This is a genomic window from Streptomyces sp. Y309, assembly GCF_056712025.1.
Map to the genome: position 1 here is coordinate 7259394 of NZ_CM160048.1, position 15607 is coordinate 7275000.

At 71.3% G+C, this 15607-nt stretch carries 15 protein-coding genes; 8 read left to right on the forward strand and 7 right to left on the reverse strand.

Translation table 11 applies throughout. From position 1 onward, the window contains the following. Positions 1-96: 96 nt before the first annotated feature. Entirely contained in the window at positions 97-1956 is a 1860-nt protein-coding gene (locus tag AC0KTA_RS30130) for a streptophobe family protein (RefSeq protein WP_481056613.1), read from the reverse strand. A gap of 342 nt (positions 1957-2298) precedes the next feature. On the opposite strand from AC0KTA_RS30130, the gene AC0KTA_RS30135 reads away from it, so the two are divergent. Continuing rightward, positions 2299-4950, forward strand: coding sequence for an ABC transporter ATP-binding protein/permease (locus tag AC0KTA_RS30135; RefSeq protein ID WP_481051360.1), 2652 nt, complete (start codon positions 2299-2301; stop codon positions 4948-4950). 117 nt (positions 4951-5067) lie between these two features. Here AC0KTA_RS30135 and AC0KTA_RS30140 read toward each other — a convergent pair whose 3' ends face one another. The 3 genes from AC0KTA_RS30140 to AC0KTA_RS30150 all read right to left on the reverse strand — a co-directional run bounded on the left by AC0KTA_RS30140 (position 5068) and on the right by AC0KTA_RS30150 (position 7909). Beyond that, positions 5068-5781 (reverse strand): transglycosylase SLT domain-containing protein, encoded by a 714-nt coding sequence (locus AC0KTA_RS30140; protein WP_481051361.1) that lies wholly within the window; start codon positions 5779-5781, stop codon positions 5068-5070. A gap of 302 nt (positions 5782-6083) precedes the next feature. After that, entirely contained in the window at positions 6084-7214 is a 1131-nt protein-coding gene (locus AC0KTA_RS30145) for an S-adenosylmethionine:tRNA ribosyltransferase-isomerase (RefSeq protein ID WP_481051362.1), read from the reverse strand. Next, positions 7211-7909, reverse strand: coding sequence for an SDR family NAD(P)-dependent oxidoreductase (locus AC0KTA_RS30150; protein ID WP_481051363.1), 699 nt, complete (start codon positions 7907-7909; stop codon positions 7211-7213). Before AC0KTA_RS30150 ends, AC0KTA_RS30145 begins: the two co-directional genes overlap by 4 nt. A 231-nt stretch (positions 7910-8140) precedes the next feature. Between AC0KTA_RS30150 and AC0KTA_RS30155 the strand changes: the two genes are divergently transcribed. The 4 genes from AC0KTA_RS30155 (at position 8141) to AC0KTA_RS30170 (ending at position 10826) form a co-directional block, all read left to right on the forward strand. Further along, a complete protein-coding gene (locus AC0KTA_RS30155; RefSeq protein ID WP_481051364.1) occupies positions 8141-9286 on the forward strand; it encodes a GAF domain-containing sensor histidine kinase in 1146 nt (381 codons plus the stop codon). Further along, a complete protein-coding gene (locus AC0KTA_RS30160) occupies positions 9279-9941 on the forward strand; it encodes a response regulator (RefSeq protein WP_481051365.1) in 663 nt (220 codons plus the stop codon). The genes AC0KTA_RS30155 and AC0KTA_RS30160 overlap by 8 nt, the downstream gene beginning before the upstream one ends. 196 nt (positions 9942-10137) lie before the next feature. Continuing rightward, positions 10138-10383 carry a chaplin gene (locus AC0KTA_RS30165; RefSeq protein WP_481051366.1) on the forward strand — a complete coding sequence of 82 codons (246 nt, stop codon included), beginning with the start codon at positions 10138-10140 and terminating at the stop codon, positions 10381-10383. Positions 10384-10580: 197 nt separating this feature from the next. Continuing rightward, on the forward strand, positions 10581-10826 hold the full coding sequence (locus AC0KTA_RS30170; RefSeq protein WP_481051367.1) for a chaplin: 246 nt from the start codon (positions 10581-10583) through the stop codon (positions 10824-10826). Between the two features lie 132 nt (positions 10827-10958). Here the strand turns inward: AC0KTA_RS30170 and AC0KTA_RS30175 are convergent, their stop codons facing one another. Beyond that, the gene (locus tag AC0KTA_RS30175; RefSeq protein WP_481051368.1) at positions 10959-11762 is read right to left on the reverse strand and encodes a hypothetical protein; all 804 of its coding nucleotides are present in this window, start codon (positions 11760-11762) and stop codon (positions 10959-10961) included. A gap of 130 nt (positions 11763-11892) precedes the next feature. Between AC0KTA_RS30175 and AC0KTA_RS30180 the strand changes: the two genes are divergently transcribed. The 3 genes from AC0KTA_RS30180 (at position 11893) to AC0KTA_RS30190 (ending at position 14291) form a co-directional block, all read left to right on the forward strand. Continuing rightward, complete coding sequence (locus tag AC0KTA_RS30180; protein WP_481051369.1) at positions 11893-12684, forward strand: ABC transporter ATP-binding protein; 792 nt, start codon at positions 11893-11895, stop codon at positions 12682-12684. Between the two features lie 48 nt (positions 12685-12732). Then, positions 12733-13161, forward strand: coding sequence for an NfeD family protein (locus tag AC0KTA_RS30185; RefSeq protein WP_481051370.1), 429 nt, complete (start codon positions 12733-12735; stop codon positions 13159-13161). Positions 13162-13337: 176 nt separating this feature from the next. Then, positions 13338-14291, forward strand: coding sequence for an SPFH domain-containing protein (locus tag AC0KTA_RS30190; protein WP_481051371.1), 954 nt, complete (start codon positions 13338-13340; stop codon positions 14289-14291). 72 nt (positions 14292-14363) lie between these two features. Here the strand turns inward: AC0KTA_RS30190 and AC0KTA_RS30195 are convergent, their stop codons facing one another. Continuing rightward, a complete protein-coding gene (locus AC0KTA_RS30195; RefSeq protein ID WP_481051372.1) occupies positions 14364-14870 on the reverse strand; it encodes an HNH endonuclease in 507 nt (168 codons plus the stop codon). Between the two features lie 188 nt (positions 14871-15058). Beyond that, entirely contained in the window at positions 15059-15598 is a 540-nt protein-coding gene (locus AC0KTA_RS30200) for a YbhB/YbcL family Raf kinase inhibitor-like protein (RefSeq protein ID WP_481051373.1), read from the reverse strand. Between the last annotated feature and the right edge of the window lie 9 nt (positions 15599-15607).

Below are 15607 nucleotides of genomic sequence, written 5' to 3' on the forward strand. Positions count from 1 at the left end.
TGCCGTTACGGGGTGGGGGTGGCACAGCCCAGCCGACGGTGCAGGTGCTGCGTGGGGCAGGACAGCCCAGCCTGGCGGTACGCCCTCTGCCCGCGTTCAGCCCTTTCGCCCCGGGGGCGGCGGAGGTGGTGGAGGAGGCGGCGGAGGCGGAGGCCAGTCCGCCTCGCCCCGGCGGCGGCCCCGCTTCGGCGCACCCCCGGGCGGCGGCACCACCGGCCCGGCAACCGTGGGCGCCCCGCTCACCTGCGGAGGCACCCCACCCGCCCGGGAGGAGGGCGCACCCCCTGCCGACGGAGGCGTACCACCCGCCGACGGAGGCGCACCGCCCCCCGGCGGAGGCGCACCGCCCCCCGGCGGAGGCGCCTCGCCCCCGCGAGACCCCCGCCCCCGTACCTCCCCCGGCAGCCGCAGATAAGGATTCGTCTCCGCCCGAGGCGGCCGATACGGCGTGCTCTCCCGGTAGGGCCCAGGCACCGGCTCCGCCTCCCGCCCCGCCCCGGCGGCCGGGGCCACCGCCCCGTCCAGCGCCAGCGCCGCCGCACGCCCCCCTGCCGCCCCGGTGGCCCGGGCCAGCAGCGCCCCGGCCGCGCCGGCTGCCGCGCCCCACGCGGCCCCGAGGACCACCGCCATCCCCAGCTCCCCGTGCAGCTCGAGCCCCGCCCCGAACGCGTCGAAGCCGAAGACCGACATCGAGGCGTCCGCCGACACCCCCGTCAGCCACGCCATCAGGGGCAGCGCGACCGCCGTGACGAGCCCGAGCCGCAGCCCGCAGCGGACGGCGAAGCCGACGGCGCCCATGTCCCGTACCAGCGGACTCCGTACGGCCGTCAGCACCCCGGCGAACAGCATCATCAGCACCGCGGCCACCGCGAGCAGCCACACCCGGCCGTCGAGTTCGGCGAGCCGCCCGACCGTGAGGGGCTTGTTCGTGTCGCCGCTCAGGAGATCGTCGACGGGGTCCGGCAGGAACCGCGCGAGCGGGCCCGACACCTCGCCGTTGTAGGGCACGAAGAGCCCCACGGGCAGGCCGAGGAACACACCGTTCGGCGTGCCGAGCAGCGCACCGCCCGCGATCCGCTTGGGGTGGGCGTCGCCGATCATCGCGTACCCCGCCGCCGCGACCCCGGCGAGCACGGCCACCAGAACCACCGTCACGAGCGCGGACGCGGCCGGCCGCACCACGCGGTGCAGGGCGCCGAGACCGGGCGGCAGCGGCGTGCGGCGCGAGGCGAGCAGGGCGATGAGGAGCACGGCGGCCACCCAGATCGCGCCGCCGAGCAGCGTGGCCCCCGTGTCCACCGTGAAGCCCACCGCGGCCTCCGCCTCGACGAGGTCGCCGAGCCGGTCGGGCAGCAGTCCGCCGATGTCCCCGATGCCGCCGATGTCCTTCAGGCCGTCGGGAATCCGGTCGCCGATACCTCCGGGGAGATCGTCCAGACCTTTGTCGAGGCCTTTGTCGATTCCCTTGTCGATGCCGAGCTGTTTGCCGTCGATCGTGATGACATCGTGTCCCGCCCAGGCGAGGCCGCCGAGCACGGCGAGGAAAAGCGCGAACACCGCGCCCGCGCGGGCGGCGAGTTCGGCCGGTGAGATCACAACTCCCGCACTGCGCAAGGAACGCAAGAAGAAGAACGCGAGCAGCACCGCGCCCACGAGCCCCACACCGAGCGGGGTGACGTCGATGGCCGTGGTCGCCTCCGCGCCCTCGAGGCCGAAGGCCGACACGTCTCCGGAGGGGGTGACGGAACCGCCGACGCCCAGCGCGACGGCCGCCGCGGTCATCGGCCCGAGCGACCCCGCCGCGTCCGCGCCCAGCAGATGCAGCCCCAGCGCGGCCGTGCCCGCCATGCCGATCAGCGCCCAGCTCACCGCGGCGATCGCGGAGAGCAGCACGTCGCCCCAGGGCACCCGCCGCGGCACACCCTGCCGCACATCCTCGTACCGGCCGGTCTCCATGGGACCCCCCGAGCTCGCAGCGCGCATCGCCCTCTCGGTACGGATGCGCGTGAAGGAACCCGTAGGACGCATGGAAGACATGAATGACATGACTGGCATGGCAGACATGGCTGGCATCGTCGACATGAGCGTTATGCGCACAATGCACGTGATCCGTACTCGCTGAGAGCCCTTACTACTCTCCGGGGCGGTTTCTGCCCCGTCAACGGGGCAGTCATAGTGGCCCGTACGCAGTCTTCACAAGGCCCGACTTTCGGTCAGAGGCCTCCGCCTGAAATAGTTCCTCCCGATGTTCGACATCCCTAGACTCCCCATGATGGGGGCAACTCGGGGGACAACTCAGTGGGGCATGGAGTGCCGGAACTCGTACTGGAATTGAATGGCAGGACCTGGACGCTCGATTCGTCCAGGGCATACACCCTTGGGCGTGATCCGCAGGGTGACATCGCGCTGGACGACGCCAGGGTCTCCTGGCGGCACGCGACGATCAGCTGGGGCGGCCGCAGTTGGGTCATTGAGGACCACGGCTCCACCAACGGCACTTTTGTGCAGGGGCAGCGGATCCATCAGATGGAAGTCGGCCCGGGATCGGCCGTCCACCTGGGCAACGCGACCGACGGTCCGCAACTGATCCTCTCCGGTGGCGCCGCCGCCATGTCCGCGCCGGGAGCGCAGCAGCAGGCGCAGCACGCGCCGCCGCAGCACGCACCCGGCCAGGCGGGGCAGCAGGGCGCGCCGGGCTGGGCCGGGCAGGCCCAGCAGCCGCAGCAGGCACCGCAGCACCAGGCGCCGCACTATCAGGCGCCCCAGCAGCAGATGCAGCAGCAGGCGCCTCAGCAGCAGATGCCGCAGCAGCAGGCCTGGCCGCAGCAGGGCCAGCAACACCAGCAACAGGGCCAGGTCCCGCAGCAGCAGGGCCCGGGCGCGGGCGTGGGATCCGGCGGCGCGGCGGGGGCCCCGCCGGTCTACGGCGACCGCAGCCCGACGACGTACCACCAGTTCTCGCTTGGCCGAAAGATGCGCATCGGCCGCGCCCTGGAGAACGAGCTGGTGGTCTCCGACCTCCAGGTCTCGCGTCTGCACGCGGAGTTCACGGCGTCGCCCGACGGCCGCTTCGAGCTGCGCGACCTGGGCTCGCACAACGGCACGTACGTCAACGGCATGCCGATCGCGAAGTCGTCCACGGTCCTCATCGGCCCGAACGACATCGTGGGCGTCGGCCACTCGACGTTCCGCCTCGTCGGCGACCGCCTCGAGGAGTTCGTCGACACCGGTGACGTCTCCTTCTCCGCGCGCCACCTGACCGTCACGGTCGACGGCGGCAAGCAGATCCTCAAGGACGTCTCCTTCGGCGTCCCGGAGAAGTCACTCATCGCGGTCATCGGCCCCTCGGGCTCCGGCAAGTCCACCCTGCTCAAGGCGCTCACCGGCTACCGGCCCGCCAACCAGGGCGACGTCCTCTACGACAACCGGAACCTGTACAAGCAGTTCGCCGAGCTGCGTCAGCGCATCGGTCTGGTCCCGCAGGACGACATCCTGCACAAGGAGCTGACCGTCAACAAGGCGCTCAAGTACGCGGCCAAGCTGCGCTTCCCCGCCGACACCAGCGAGCAGGAGCGCCAGCAGCGGATAGGCGAGGTCCTGCGCGAGCTGAAGCTCGACATCCACAAGGACAAGAAGGTCACCTCGCTCTCCGGTGGCCAGCGCAAGCGCGTGTCGGTGGCCCTGGAGCTGCTGACCAAGCCGTCCCTGATCTTCCTGGACGAGCCGACCTCCGGCCTCGACCCGGGCATGGACCGCGACGTCATGCAGCTCCTGCGCGGCCTCGCCGACGACGGCCGTACGGTCCTCGTCGTCACGCACTCGGTGGCCGAGCTGGCCATCTGCGACAAGCTGCTCGTGATGGCGCCGGGCGGTTCGGTGGCGTACTTCGGCCCGCCCGAGGAGGCCCTGAACTTCTTCGGCTACAGCACCTGGGCCGACGTCTTCTCCGCCTTCGAGAACTACCGCGACTACGACTGGGCGGGCCGCTGGAAGGGCTCGCAGCACTACCAGATGTACGCCGCGGACATCGACGCCGTCGCCGCGCAGTCCGTACACATGCCGCCGCCGCAGGCGATCAGCCCGCCCAAGCCGCAGAGCTGGGGCTCCCAGCTGATCACGCTGATCCGCCGCTATGTGTCCGTGATCGTCTCGGACAAGGGCTTCATGGCGCTGATGCTGATCCTGCCGGCGGTGCTCGGCGCGGTGAGCCTGCTCATCGACCCGGACAAGGGTCTGCTGCCGAATGTAAACCCGCAGACCGGCAAGATCCTCCCGAACGGCACGGCCACCACCGTGCTCCTGATCCTCGCGGTCGGCGCCTGTTTCGCGGGTGCCGCCAACTCCGTCCGCGAGCTGATCAAGGAACGGGTGATCTACGAACGGGAACGCGCGACCGGCCTGTCGCGCTCCGCGTACCTGATGTCCAAGGTCATCGTCCTCGGCTTCATCACGGTGCTGCAGGGCGCCCTGGTCGGCGCGATCGGCTTCTCCAGCCGTGAGATCCCCGAGAAGGGCCTGGTCTTCGGCGGCGGGGTGCTCCTCGAGCTCTCCTTGCCGATCATGGCGCTCGGCTTCACCTCGATGATGTTCGGCCTGATCATCTCGGCCCTGGTGAAGACCGCCGAGAAGACCATGCCGCTGCTGGTCATGTTCGCGATCATCCAGGTCGTGTTCACCGGCTGCCTGTTCATCCTGCACGGCACGGTCGGCGTCAACCAGTTCTCGTACCTGATGCCCTCGCGCTGGGCGGTTGCCGCCGCCGGTACGACGCTGGACTTCAACAAGATCAGCCCGAACCCGGACGACCCGGGCAGCACGGACCCGCTCTGGGACCACGAGGCCGCGGCCTGGGGCATGGACATGGCCGCCCTGCTCGCCCTCGGCGCCCTCTGCGGCTTCTTCGTGGCCCGCTTCCTGCGCCGCCACGAGCCGGAGGTCATGCGCAAGTAAGCGCGTACAAGAAGTACGAGTCAGCGCATCAAGAAGTACGAGAAGGGCGGCACCCCGTGCGGGGTGCCGCCCTTCGGCGTCAGTGAGCCTCGGTTGAAGAGGTCCGGGTCGTACGACTCAGTAGGCGCCGTTCACGTTGTCGATCGAGCCGTAGCGGTCGGCGGCGTAGTTGGCCGCGGCCGTGATGTTGGCGACCGGGTCGTAGATGTTCGTCGAGGTGCCCTCGACGTGGTACGCGTCGAACGTCGGCTGGATGACCTGGAGCAGGCCGATCGACGGGGTGCCGTTGATCGCGTTGATGTCCCAGCCGTTCTTGGCGTTCGGGTTGCCCGTGGACTCGCGCATGATGTTGCGGTGCAGGCCGTCGTACGAGCCGGGGATGCCCTTGGACTTCATGATGTCGAGGGACTGGCGGATCCAGCCGTCGAGGTTGTTGGCGTAGACCGGCTTGCGGGCGGCCGCGCGGCTGGCGGTCTCCTTGGCCTTGCGGTCGGCCTCGGCCTTCTTCTTCGCGGCGGCCTCGGCGTCGGCCTTCTTCTTCGCCGCGGCGTCGGCGGCGGCCTTCTTGTCGGCGGCGGTCTTCGCGGCAGCGGCGTCCTTGGCCTGCTTGCTGGCGTTGGACTGCTGCTTGCTGACGCTCTGCTGCGCGTCCACGGGCACGGACCAGGCAGCCGAGTGGGTGCCCAGCGCCTCGGTCTGAGCTTCGGAGCTGCCCGGCACGATCGAGAAGGCGAGGGCGGCGGCACCGAGGGTGGCGACACCGGCGATCGAGAACTTCTGGGTCTTGGTCAGAGTGGAGCGACTATGACCAGAGGTGGCGTGCTTGGACATGGGAGATGGACCTCTTCGTAAATCGGGAGGCCGCTCTGCGCCGGCGGGGGACAGATTGCTTCCGGCAAAACGCCGCGGTACGAGACCGCGGCGTTCGAGCGACGGGAGCAATTCTTAGCGGGCGCAAAATTGTGTGGCAAAGGAGTGACGTACGATGCCGGGTAGTGGATCAGGGGGTGCGCCGCCGTCCCCGATGCCCGCGCTTAACCCTCCCTTACGGGGCCCTCGCGTCCACTAGGGGGCTTCGTACGTGATGTGCGTCCTATGCGCGGGCTCACATCGGACGTGTAACAGTCTCACCATCAGTTGCGACAGCAATGCTCTCGGTGAGCAAACTCGTCCGGCAGGATGAGGTGCAGGTCGCCGAACTCGTGCCAGAGGTAGAGATGGCGTACCGCCTCGGTATAACCGCGCTCCACCGCGGCCCGCCCCGCCACCGCCTCCAGCATCAGCAGATGCGAGGCCTCCGGCTCGTGCAGGCCCGTGAGCAGCCCGTCCACCACCCGCACCCCCCGCTCCGGCGTCACCACCAGATCGGTACGCCCCGCCGCCGCACGGACCACCCCGTCAGGACCGGCCGCCGACTCCACGGCCCGCACGGCCGTCGTCCCCACCGCCACCACTCGGCCCCCGCCCGCCCGCGCGGCGTTGATCAGCCGCGCCGACGTCTCCGGCACCTCGAAGCGCTCCGGATACGGCGGCTCGTGCGCCTCGGGCGACGCCACCCCCGTGTGCAGCCGGATCGGCGCGAACTGCACACCGCGGCTCACCAGGCGTGCCACCAGGCGCGCGGTGAACGGCCGCGCCGCACTCGGCATCTCCGCGCTGCCCGTGCCGTCGGCGGACGGCAGCGCGAAGACCGTCTGGTAGACGGACAGCGGCTGGTCCCGCTCCGTATAGGAGTAACGAATCGGGCGCCCGTGCCGCCGCAGCAGCCGCGGCACATCCGCCGGCACCCGCGCCCACCACAGCCGCCCGCTGCCCGCGCTCACCGGCTCCTCGCACACCAGACGCACGCCTCCGGAGAGCTCCACTTCTGTCCCCGCGGGCCCGCCCGCACGCGCGCGCGTAGTACCGCGTCCATCGGGATCGCGCAGCTCGACGGCCCACCGGCCGTCCTCGCCGAGCGTCGAGAAATGCACCACTACGCGCGCGTGCCCCTTCTCTTCGTCCCCGCGCGCGTGCGCGAGCCGCTCGTCCCCGCGCGCGTGCAGCAGCCGCCCGTCGACGGCGGCGGCCAGTGTCGGGGAGGTGTTCACCACGAGCAGGTCCCCGGCGCGCAGCAGCTGCGGCAGCTCCCCGAAGCCGTGGTGCGACACCTCCGTACCGCGCGAGACCAGCAGCCGCACCGAGTCCCTGCGCAGCCCCCTGCCGCGCTGCTCGACCGGCAGCGCCGCGTGCAGCCCCTCGGGCACCCGCACCGCGACCGTCATGACGACACCAGCAAAGAAGGAGCGTCATAGCGCCCGCTCGCCGGCCGCTCGTCGAGCAGCCGCAGGAAGGCGGGCACCACCGTCCGGGGCAGCGGCCGCGGATCCGCGTCGTCGGGCACCGCGGCCCGGTACAGATCCGTGCCCATGTCGCCCGGATCGACGGCCCACACCCGCAGCCCCGGCTCCTCCTCGCCGAGCACCGCGGACAGCTGGTCGAGCGCCGCCTTGGACGCCCCGTACCCGCCCCACGTCTCGTACGCCTCGGCGCCCGCGTCGGAGCTGACGTTGATCACCGCACCTCCCGCGCGCGAGGCCCGCAGCAGCGGCAGCGCCTGCTGTACGAGACCGAGCGCGGCCACCACATTCGTCTCCAGGGCCCGCCGCAGCCCCTCCAGGGCGAGCTCGTCGAGGCGGACCAGCGGCTCCGCGCCGAGCGCGCTCGCGTTGTTCACGAGCAGATCGAGGCCACCCAGGGCGCGGGCCTCCGCCACCAGCTCCGCGCGGTGCCCCGCGTCCGTCACGTCCCCGGCCACCGCGTGCACCCGGCCCCCGTGCCCGGCCAGCTCCCGCGCGGTGTCGTCGAGCACCGCCTCCGTTCTCGCGTCGAGGACGAGGTCCCAGCCCCGCCCCGCGAGCGCCGCGGCCAGCGCGCGCCCCAGACCCTTCGAAGCCCCCGTGATGATCGCTACCGGCATGACAACCGTCCCCTCGTGACCCTCCGTGCCCTCGCGGGCCGTACGGGCCGTGCCTCAGTGGCAGTACGGCCTCCACGCTAGGAACGGCCCCCGCCGGGCGCCTCGTACGGCGGAAGCACCGTGCGAGGTCCCTTTGCCCTAGGCCGTCCGCTGGGCCTAGGCCCCCGGTCCTAGAGCCCTGCCGCCACAGGTCGGATACGCGCTGTCACACCCCGCCGGTACGGTTGGCCCATGAGTCAAGGACCCCGATCCGGCCTGTACGCGGTCAGCTCCGCGCTGCTCGCCATGAGCAGCCAGCTGGAGGTGCGCGACGTCCTCAAGACAATCGTCGCCTCCGCCCGCGAGCTGCTGGACGCGGAGTATGCGGCCCTCGGCGTCCCGGACGACCACGGCGGCTTCGCCCAGTTCGTCGTCGACGGCGTCAGCGAAGAGCAGTGGAAGGCCATCGGACCGCTGCCCCGCCAGCACGGCATCCTCGCCGCGATGCTGCGGAAGGCCGAGCCCGAGCGCCTCGCCGACGTGCGCGAGGACCCCCGCTTCGAGGGCTGGCCGGCCGCCCACCCGGACATGTCCGACTTCCTCGGCCTCCCGATCCGGTACGGCGAGGAGACGCTAGGCGCGCTCTTCCTCGCCAACAAGAAGTGCCCCAAGCCCGCCGGCGGCTGCGGCTTCGACGAGGACGACGAGGAACTCCTGTCGATCCTCGCCCAGCACGCCGCGATCGCCCTGACGAACGCCCGGCTGTACGAACGCAGCCGCGAGCTGACCATCGCCGAGGAGCGCTCCCGCCTCGCCCACGAACTGCACGACGCGGTCAGCCAGAAGCTGTTCTCCCTGCGCCTGACCGCCCAGGCCGCCGCCGCCCTGGTGGACCGGGACCCCACGCGCGCCAAGGGCGAGCTCCAGCAGGTGGCGGCGCTCGCGGCCGAGGCGGCCGACGAACTGCGCGCCGCCGTGGTGGAGTTGCGCCCCGCCGCCCTCGACGAGGACGGCCTGGTGGCCACGCTGCGCACGCACACGCAGGTCCTGGACCGCGCCCACTCCGCCACGGTCACCTTCGAGAGCAGCGGCGTGCGCGCCCTGCCCGCAGCCCAGGAGGAGGCCATGCTGCGCGTCGCCCAGGAGGCCCTGCACAACGCGCTGCGGCACGCGGAGGCGGAGCACGTCGCCGTCGCCCTGCAGAAGCGCGGCCTTGGAGCGGTGCTGCGCGTCACGGACGACGGCAAGGGATTCGACCCGCGCGTGATCCGGCGCGCCGGGCGGCACTTGGGCCTGGTCTCCATGCGGGACCGGGCAGGCGGGGTCGGCGGACGGCTGACCGTGGAGTCGGAGCCCGGCAAGGGCACGACGATCGAGATGGAGGTCCCCGGTGGCTGACTCTGAGCTCAATCCGAAGACAGGGATCCGGGTGCTGCTGGTCGACGACCACCAGGTGGTCCGCCGCGGTCTGCGTACGTTCCTTGAGATCCAGGACGACATCGAGGTCGTCGGTGAGGCGTCCGACGGCGCCGAAGGAGTCGCGTGCGCCGAGGAGTTGAGGCCGGACGTCGTCCTGATGGACGTCAAGATGCCCGGCATGGACGGCGTCGAGGCGCTCCGCAAGCTCCGCGAACTGGCCAACCCCGCGCGCGTATTGATCGTCACCAGCTTCACCGAGCAGCGCACGGTCGTCCCGGCCCTGCGCGCGGGCGCGGCGGGCTATGTGTACAAGGACGTCGATCCGGAAGCCCTCGCCGGAGCCATCCGTTCCGTGCACGCCGGGCACGTCCTGCTCCAGCCCGAGGTGGCGGGCGCCCTGCTGTCCCAGGAGGAGGCCAACAACACGCAGGGGAGAGGCGGTTCCCTCACCGAGCGGGAGCGCGAGGTGCTCGGCCTGATCGCGGACGGCCGGTCGAACCGCGAGATCGCCCGCGCGCTCGTGCTCTCCGAGAAGACCGTCAAGACCCACGTGTCGAACATCCTCATGAAGCTGGACCTCGCCGACCGCACCCAGGCCGCCCTGTGGGCCGTGCGGCACGGCGTCACCGGCTGATCGCGCAGGTCCTCGCGGCGGCGAAGGGCCGGAGTGGCTGCCGGGGTGGATGTCAGCACGGACCGTCGCGTTCCGGGCTGAGATTCATACCGTCGTGTGGATGTCCCCCGTTTGGCGCATCCCCCACGGCGCCCCGCCGTTCTCCAGTGCGTGCTGCGGCGGCTGGCCGCAGCTTCCGCTCAGGAGGAACTTAGAAGTGAAGAACCTGAAGAAGGCCGCTGCTGTCACGATGGTGGCCGGTGGCCTGGTCGCGGCCGGTGCCGGCATCGCCTCCGCCCACGGTGGCTCGTACGCCGACGGCGTGGCCAAGCACTCCCCCGGCATCGCCTCCGGCAACCTGGTCCAGGCCCCGGTCCACATCCCGGTCAACGCCTGCGGCAACACCCTCAGCGTCGTCGGCGTCCTGAACCCGGCGTTCGGGAACCACTGCGAGAACGTCTGATCGCACTCCGCGCGATCCGCCGATCACGGTCATGCGGTCGGCGTCGCGGCGACCGGCCCCGCAGCGCACTCGCGGGCAGGGCCGGTCGCGTTCTCCGGATTCCCGCACCACCCGGCCTCCCCGGCATCACCGCCGCCGCGCCGTACATCCCCCCAGACCCCCTAACCGGGTCACCCGTCACTGGAGGAACACGTCCCATGAACATCAGCAAGAAGGCCGCCCTGGCCGTCGTCGCCGCCGGACTCGCCGCGGGCGCCTCCGCCGGAGTCGCGTCCGCCACCTCGGGCGCGCACGCCGACGGCAAGGCCGTGAAGTCCCCGGGCATCGGCTCCGGCAACCTGGTCCAGGCCCCGGTCCACGTTCCCGTCAACGCCAGCGGCAACAGCGTGAACGTCGTCGGCATCCTCAACCCGGCGCACGGCAACCACGCGGTGAACCACTGACGCTCAACCCCCACCCGAGGGCCCCGCGGACCGCACGGTCCGCGGGGCCCTCGGGTTCACCCACCGAACGGCAACGACCAGCCGTCCTCCCACCGGCACAGAACGGGAACGCCCGGCCGTCCTCCCCCCGCCTCACCGCCCACCCCGCTCCCGCTCCTCCACGTAAGCGTTGTACGCGGCCACCTGCGCCCGCCGCGCGACCCGCTCCACCGGCCGCAAGGCCTGCGCCCGCGCCCCCATCTCCGAGGCGCTCACGGCCCCGCCGTGCCCGTTCTCGTACGCCACCGAGATCAGCAGCCCGACCCGCTGCGCCAGCTCCAACACCCGCACCGCGCGCGGCGGATACCCCGGAGCGAGCACCTCGCGCCCCCGCTCGGCCCGCGCCCGGTACGCGTCGATCGCGGCCTCCGCGACCGGCCCCGACGCCGCCACGTCGAGCCGCGCAAGCACCTCCGTCGCCTCCCGCAGCGCGTCCGCCAGCTCCCGCTCCGCCTCACCGAGCGACGGCACGTCCGCGGGCGGCGCCTCCCGCACCGGCAGACAGTGCCACACCACCTCCACATGGACGTCCTCGGCGTCGGCGGCCCCCTCGGGCCCCGCCTCGTACACCTCCGGCACGAGCCCGTACGGAGCGCCCGTCGCGACGACCGCCTCCTCCGCCTCCAGGGCCCGCTCGTTGAAGGCCGGCGGCCCGCTCAGGCCGAGCGGATGCCCCGGCGCGGGCAACGCCACCCGAAGCCCCGTCACACCGAGCGCGCGCAGCCGCCCGAGCGCCAGCGTCAGGCCGACCGGCGCCGCCTCGCCGGGCAGCCCCTCGACCCGGTGCACCGCGTCGCCGCCCACGATCGCGTGCACCGCGTCATCGGGTGAAACAAGTCCGGCCAATAGGGCGTTTCCCCAAGCGGCCAAGCGTCCTGAACGAGGTTCCGAGAGCATGCACACAGCCTAAGGACCGGGCTCCGCACGGGAACGGTCGGCCGGTGGCGTAGGTTTTATCCGGGGGCCGCGTCCACCGACGCGGGCAACACGAGCGACAGCCGAGACTGCAATGGGAGACAACGCGCTCATGAGCGATGTACTGGAGCTTAAGGACGTATCCGTGGTCCGAGAGGGCCGGGCTCTGGTGGACCAGGTCTCCTGGTCGGTGAAGGAGGGGGAGCGCTGGGTCATCCTCGGCCCGAACGGCGCCGGCAAGACCACCCTCCTCAATGTCGCGTCCAGCTACCTCTTCCCGAGCAAGGGCACCGCCACCATCCTCGGCGAGCAGCTCGGCAAGGTCGACGTCTTCGAGCTGCGCCCGCGCATCGGCATGGCCGGCATCGCCATGGCCGACAAGCTCCCCAAGAGCCAGACCGTCCTGCAGACGGTCCTCACCGCCGCGTACGGCATGACCGCCGGCTGGCACGAGGACTACGAGGACATCGACGAGCAGCGCGCCCGCGCCTTCCTCGACCGCCTCGGCATGAGCGACTACCTGGACCGCAAGTTCGGCACCCTCTCCGAGGGCGAGCGCAAGCGCACCCTGATCGCCCGCGCCCTGATGACCGACCCCGAGCTGCTGCTCCTCGACGAGCCCGCCGCGGGCCTCGACCTCGGCGGCCGCGAGGACCTCGTCCGCCGCCTCGGCCGCCTCGCCCGCGACCCCATCGCCCCCTCGATGGTCATGGTCACGCACCACGTCGAGGAGATCGCCCCCGGCTTCACCCACGTCCTGATGATCCGTCAGGGCGAGGTCATGGCCGCGGGCCCGCTGGAGCTGGAGCTCACCTCGCGGAACCTCTCGCTCTGCTTCGGCCTGCCGCTGCTCGTCGAGCAGCGGGGCGAACGCTGGTCGGCGCAGGGCCTGCCGCTCGGCTGATCGCGCACGCCCTGTCGGTATCGGGACCGGCGGTCCTACCATGACCATGTGGACATGGACGCATGGGTGTGGTGGCTGATCGGCGCGGTCGCCCTCGGAATCCCGCTGGTGATGACCGCGATGCCGGAGTTCGGCATGCTCGCCGTCGGCGCGGTCGCGGCCGCCGTGACCGCGAGCCTCGGCGGGGGAGTGGCGATGCAGACGGTGGTCTTCGCCGCCGTGTCGGTCGCCCTCATCGCGGTCGTACGCCCGATCGCCGCCCGGCACCGCGCGCAGCGCCCCGAACTCGTCAGCGGCGTCGAGGCGTTGAAGGGCAGATCCGCGGTCGTCCTGGAGCGGGTCGACTCCTCCGGAGGGCGCATCAAACTCGCGGGTGAGGTCTGGTCGGCGCGGCCGCTCGACACCGAGCAGAGCTTCGAGGCCGGCCAGGAGGTGGACGTCGTCGAGATCGACGGGGCGACGGCCGTCGTCATGTGATGCCCCGTCAGGGGGGCAACAGTCGTGTGGCTGACGGCCCGTGACGTCAGGTGATCCGAACACCCCACGGTCCGCGCGTCGTTCTGACAGACTCGACCGGCGAGATCCCAAGATCTTCCGGGAACACCGAAGCAACTTGCGGAAACACCGAAGCATGAAGGGTACGGGGAACCACGATGGAACCAATCATCATCGTCCTGATCATTCTGGTGGTGCTGGTCTTCATCGCCCTGATCAAGACGATCCAGGTCATCCCGCAGGCCAGCGCCGCGATCGTGGAGCGCTTCGGCCGCTACACGCGCACCCTGAACGCGGGCCTGAACATCGTCGTCCCGTTCATCGACTCCATCCGCAACCGCATCGACCTGCGTGAACAGGTCGTCCCCTTCCCGCCCCAGCCGGTGATCACCCAGGACAACCTGGTCGTGAACATCGACACGGTCATCTACTACCAGGTCACCGACGCCCGCGCCGCGACGTACGAAGTGGCCAGCTACATCCAGGCGATCGAGCAGCTCACCGTCACCACGCTGCGCAACATCATCGGTGGCATGGACCTGGAGCGGACCCTCACCTCCCGCGAGGAGATCAACGCGGCCCTGCGCGGCGTCCTCGACGAGGCCACCGGCAAGTGGGGCATCCGCGTCAACCGCGTCGAGCTCAAGGCGATCGAGCCGCCCACCTCCATCCAGGACTCGATGGAGAAGCAGATGCGCGCCGACCGCGACAAGCGCGCCGCGATCCTCCAGGCCGAGGGTGTCCGCCAGTCCGAGATCCTGCGGGCCGAGGGTGAGAAGCAGTCCGCGATCCTGCGGGCCGAGGGTGAGGCCAGGGCCGCGGCCCTGCGCGCCGAGGGCGAGGCCCAGGCCATCCGCACCGTCTTCGAGTCGATCCACGCGGGCGACCCGGACCAGAAGCTGCTCTCCTACCAGTACCTCCAGATGCTCCCGAAGATCGCCGAGGGCGACGCGAACAAGCTCTGGATCGTCCCCAGCGAGATCGGCGACGCCCTCAAGGGCCTCGGCGGCGCTCTCGGCAACTTCGGCCCGCTCGCCGGCGGTGGCGGGGGAGGCGGCGGCGCCAAGAACCCGGGCGGCGTCGAGCGCCGCGAGCAGCCGCCGATCGACTGACGCGACAAGGCTTTCCGTACGAGGCTGGGGCCGCCCTCCACTCGGAGGGCGGCCCCAGCGTCAGTCACGTACTCAAGCAGCGGGCTGTGCGAGCCAGTCCGGCAGGGCGGCCAGGTCCTCGCGCCCCAGCGTCAGCAGCATCGCGTCCGCCGGCGTCGGCTCGAACGGCTGCTGCAGCAGCGGCATACCGGCCTGCTCCGGAGTGCGGTCCGCCTTGCGGTGATTGTCCGTCGCACACGACGCCACCGTGTTCAGCCACGAGTCGGCGCCGCCCTGGGAGCGCGGCACCACGTGGTCCACGGTCGTCGCGCGCCTGCCGCAGTACGCACACCGGTGCTGGTCACGCACCAGGACACCGCGCCGCGACCACGGAGCCCGTCTTCGGAAGGGCACCCGGACATACCTGCACAGTCTGATCACCCGGGGCACCGGAAGCTCGACGGCGGCGGCACGCACGCGCAGCGCGGGGTGGGCCTGCTCGACGACGGCCTTGTCCTGCAGAACCAGGACGACGGCGCGATTCAGCGTCACCGTCGACAGCGGCTCGAAGCTCGCGTTCAGCACCAGCGTGTCCCGCATCTCGCCCACCTCCCGTGTGCACCGGCCCACCCCCTGGCGGGCTTGGATCAACTCTGGCCGGGCACGCCGGGTAGGACAACGCAATAAAAGATGCCCGCCCCTGATCACTTCCAAGACCAGAGGCGGGCAAACGTTCAATGAACGCTGAGCTGACGCGAACTCGTGCGGGATACGGCTACGGGGCGCGGCTAGCTGTCGGCGACCGCCGCGTACTCCGCGACGACCTGGGCCCGGGCCAGCGTGTGGAACCGCAGGTTGAAGCCGACGACGGCGGGCGAGGCATCCGAGTCCGGGCCGAGCTTCTCCAGGTCGACCGCGTACACGGTGAACACATAGCGGTGCGCCGGGTCACCCGGCGGCGGGGCGGCACCGCCGAAGTCCTTCGTCCCGTAGTCGTTGCGCACCTGGACGGCGCCCTCCGGGAGCCCCTCGAACTTGCCGCTGCCCGCGCCCGTCGGCAGCTCGGTCACCGAGGCCGGGATGTCGAACACCGACCAGTGCCAGAACCCGCTCCCCGTGGGGGCGTCCGGGTCGAAGCACGTCACGGCGAAGCTCTTCGTCTCCGGCGGGAAACCCTCCCACCGCAGGTGCGGCGAGGTGTTCCCGGCCGCGTGCACCTGGTCGTCCTTGAGCACCGCACCCGGCTCGAAGTCCGCGCTCACCACCGTGAACGACGGCACGGTCGGGTGGAAGTCATGGGGCAGCGGCGGCCTCTTGACCTCGGTCACGTAGGCACC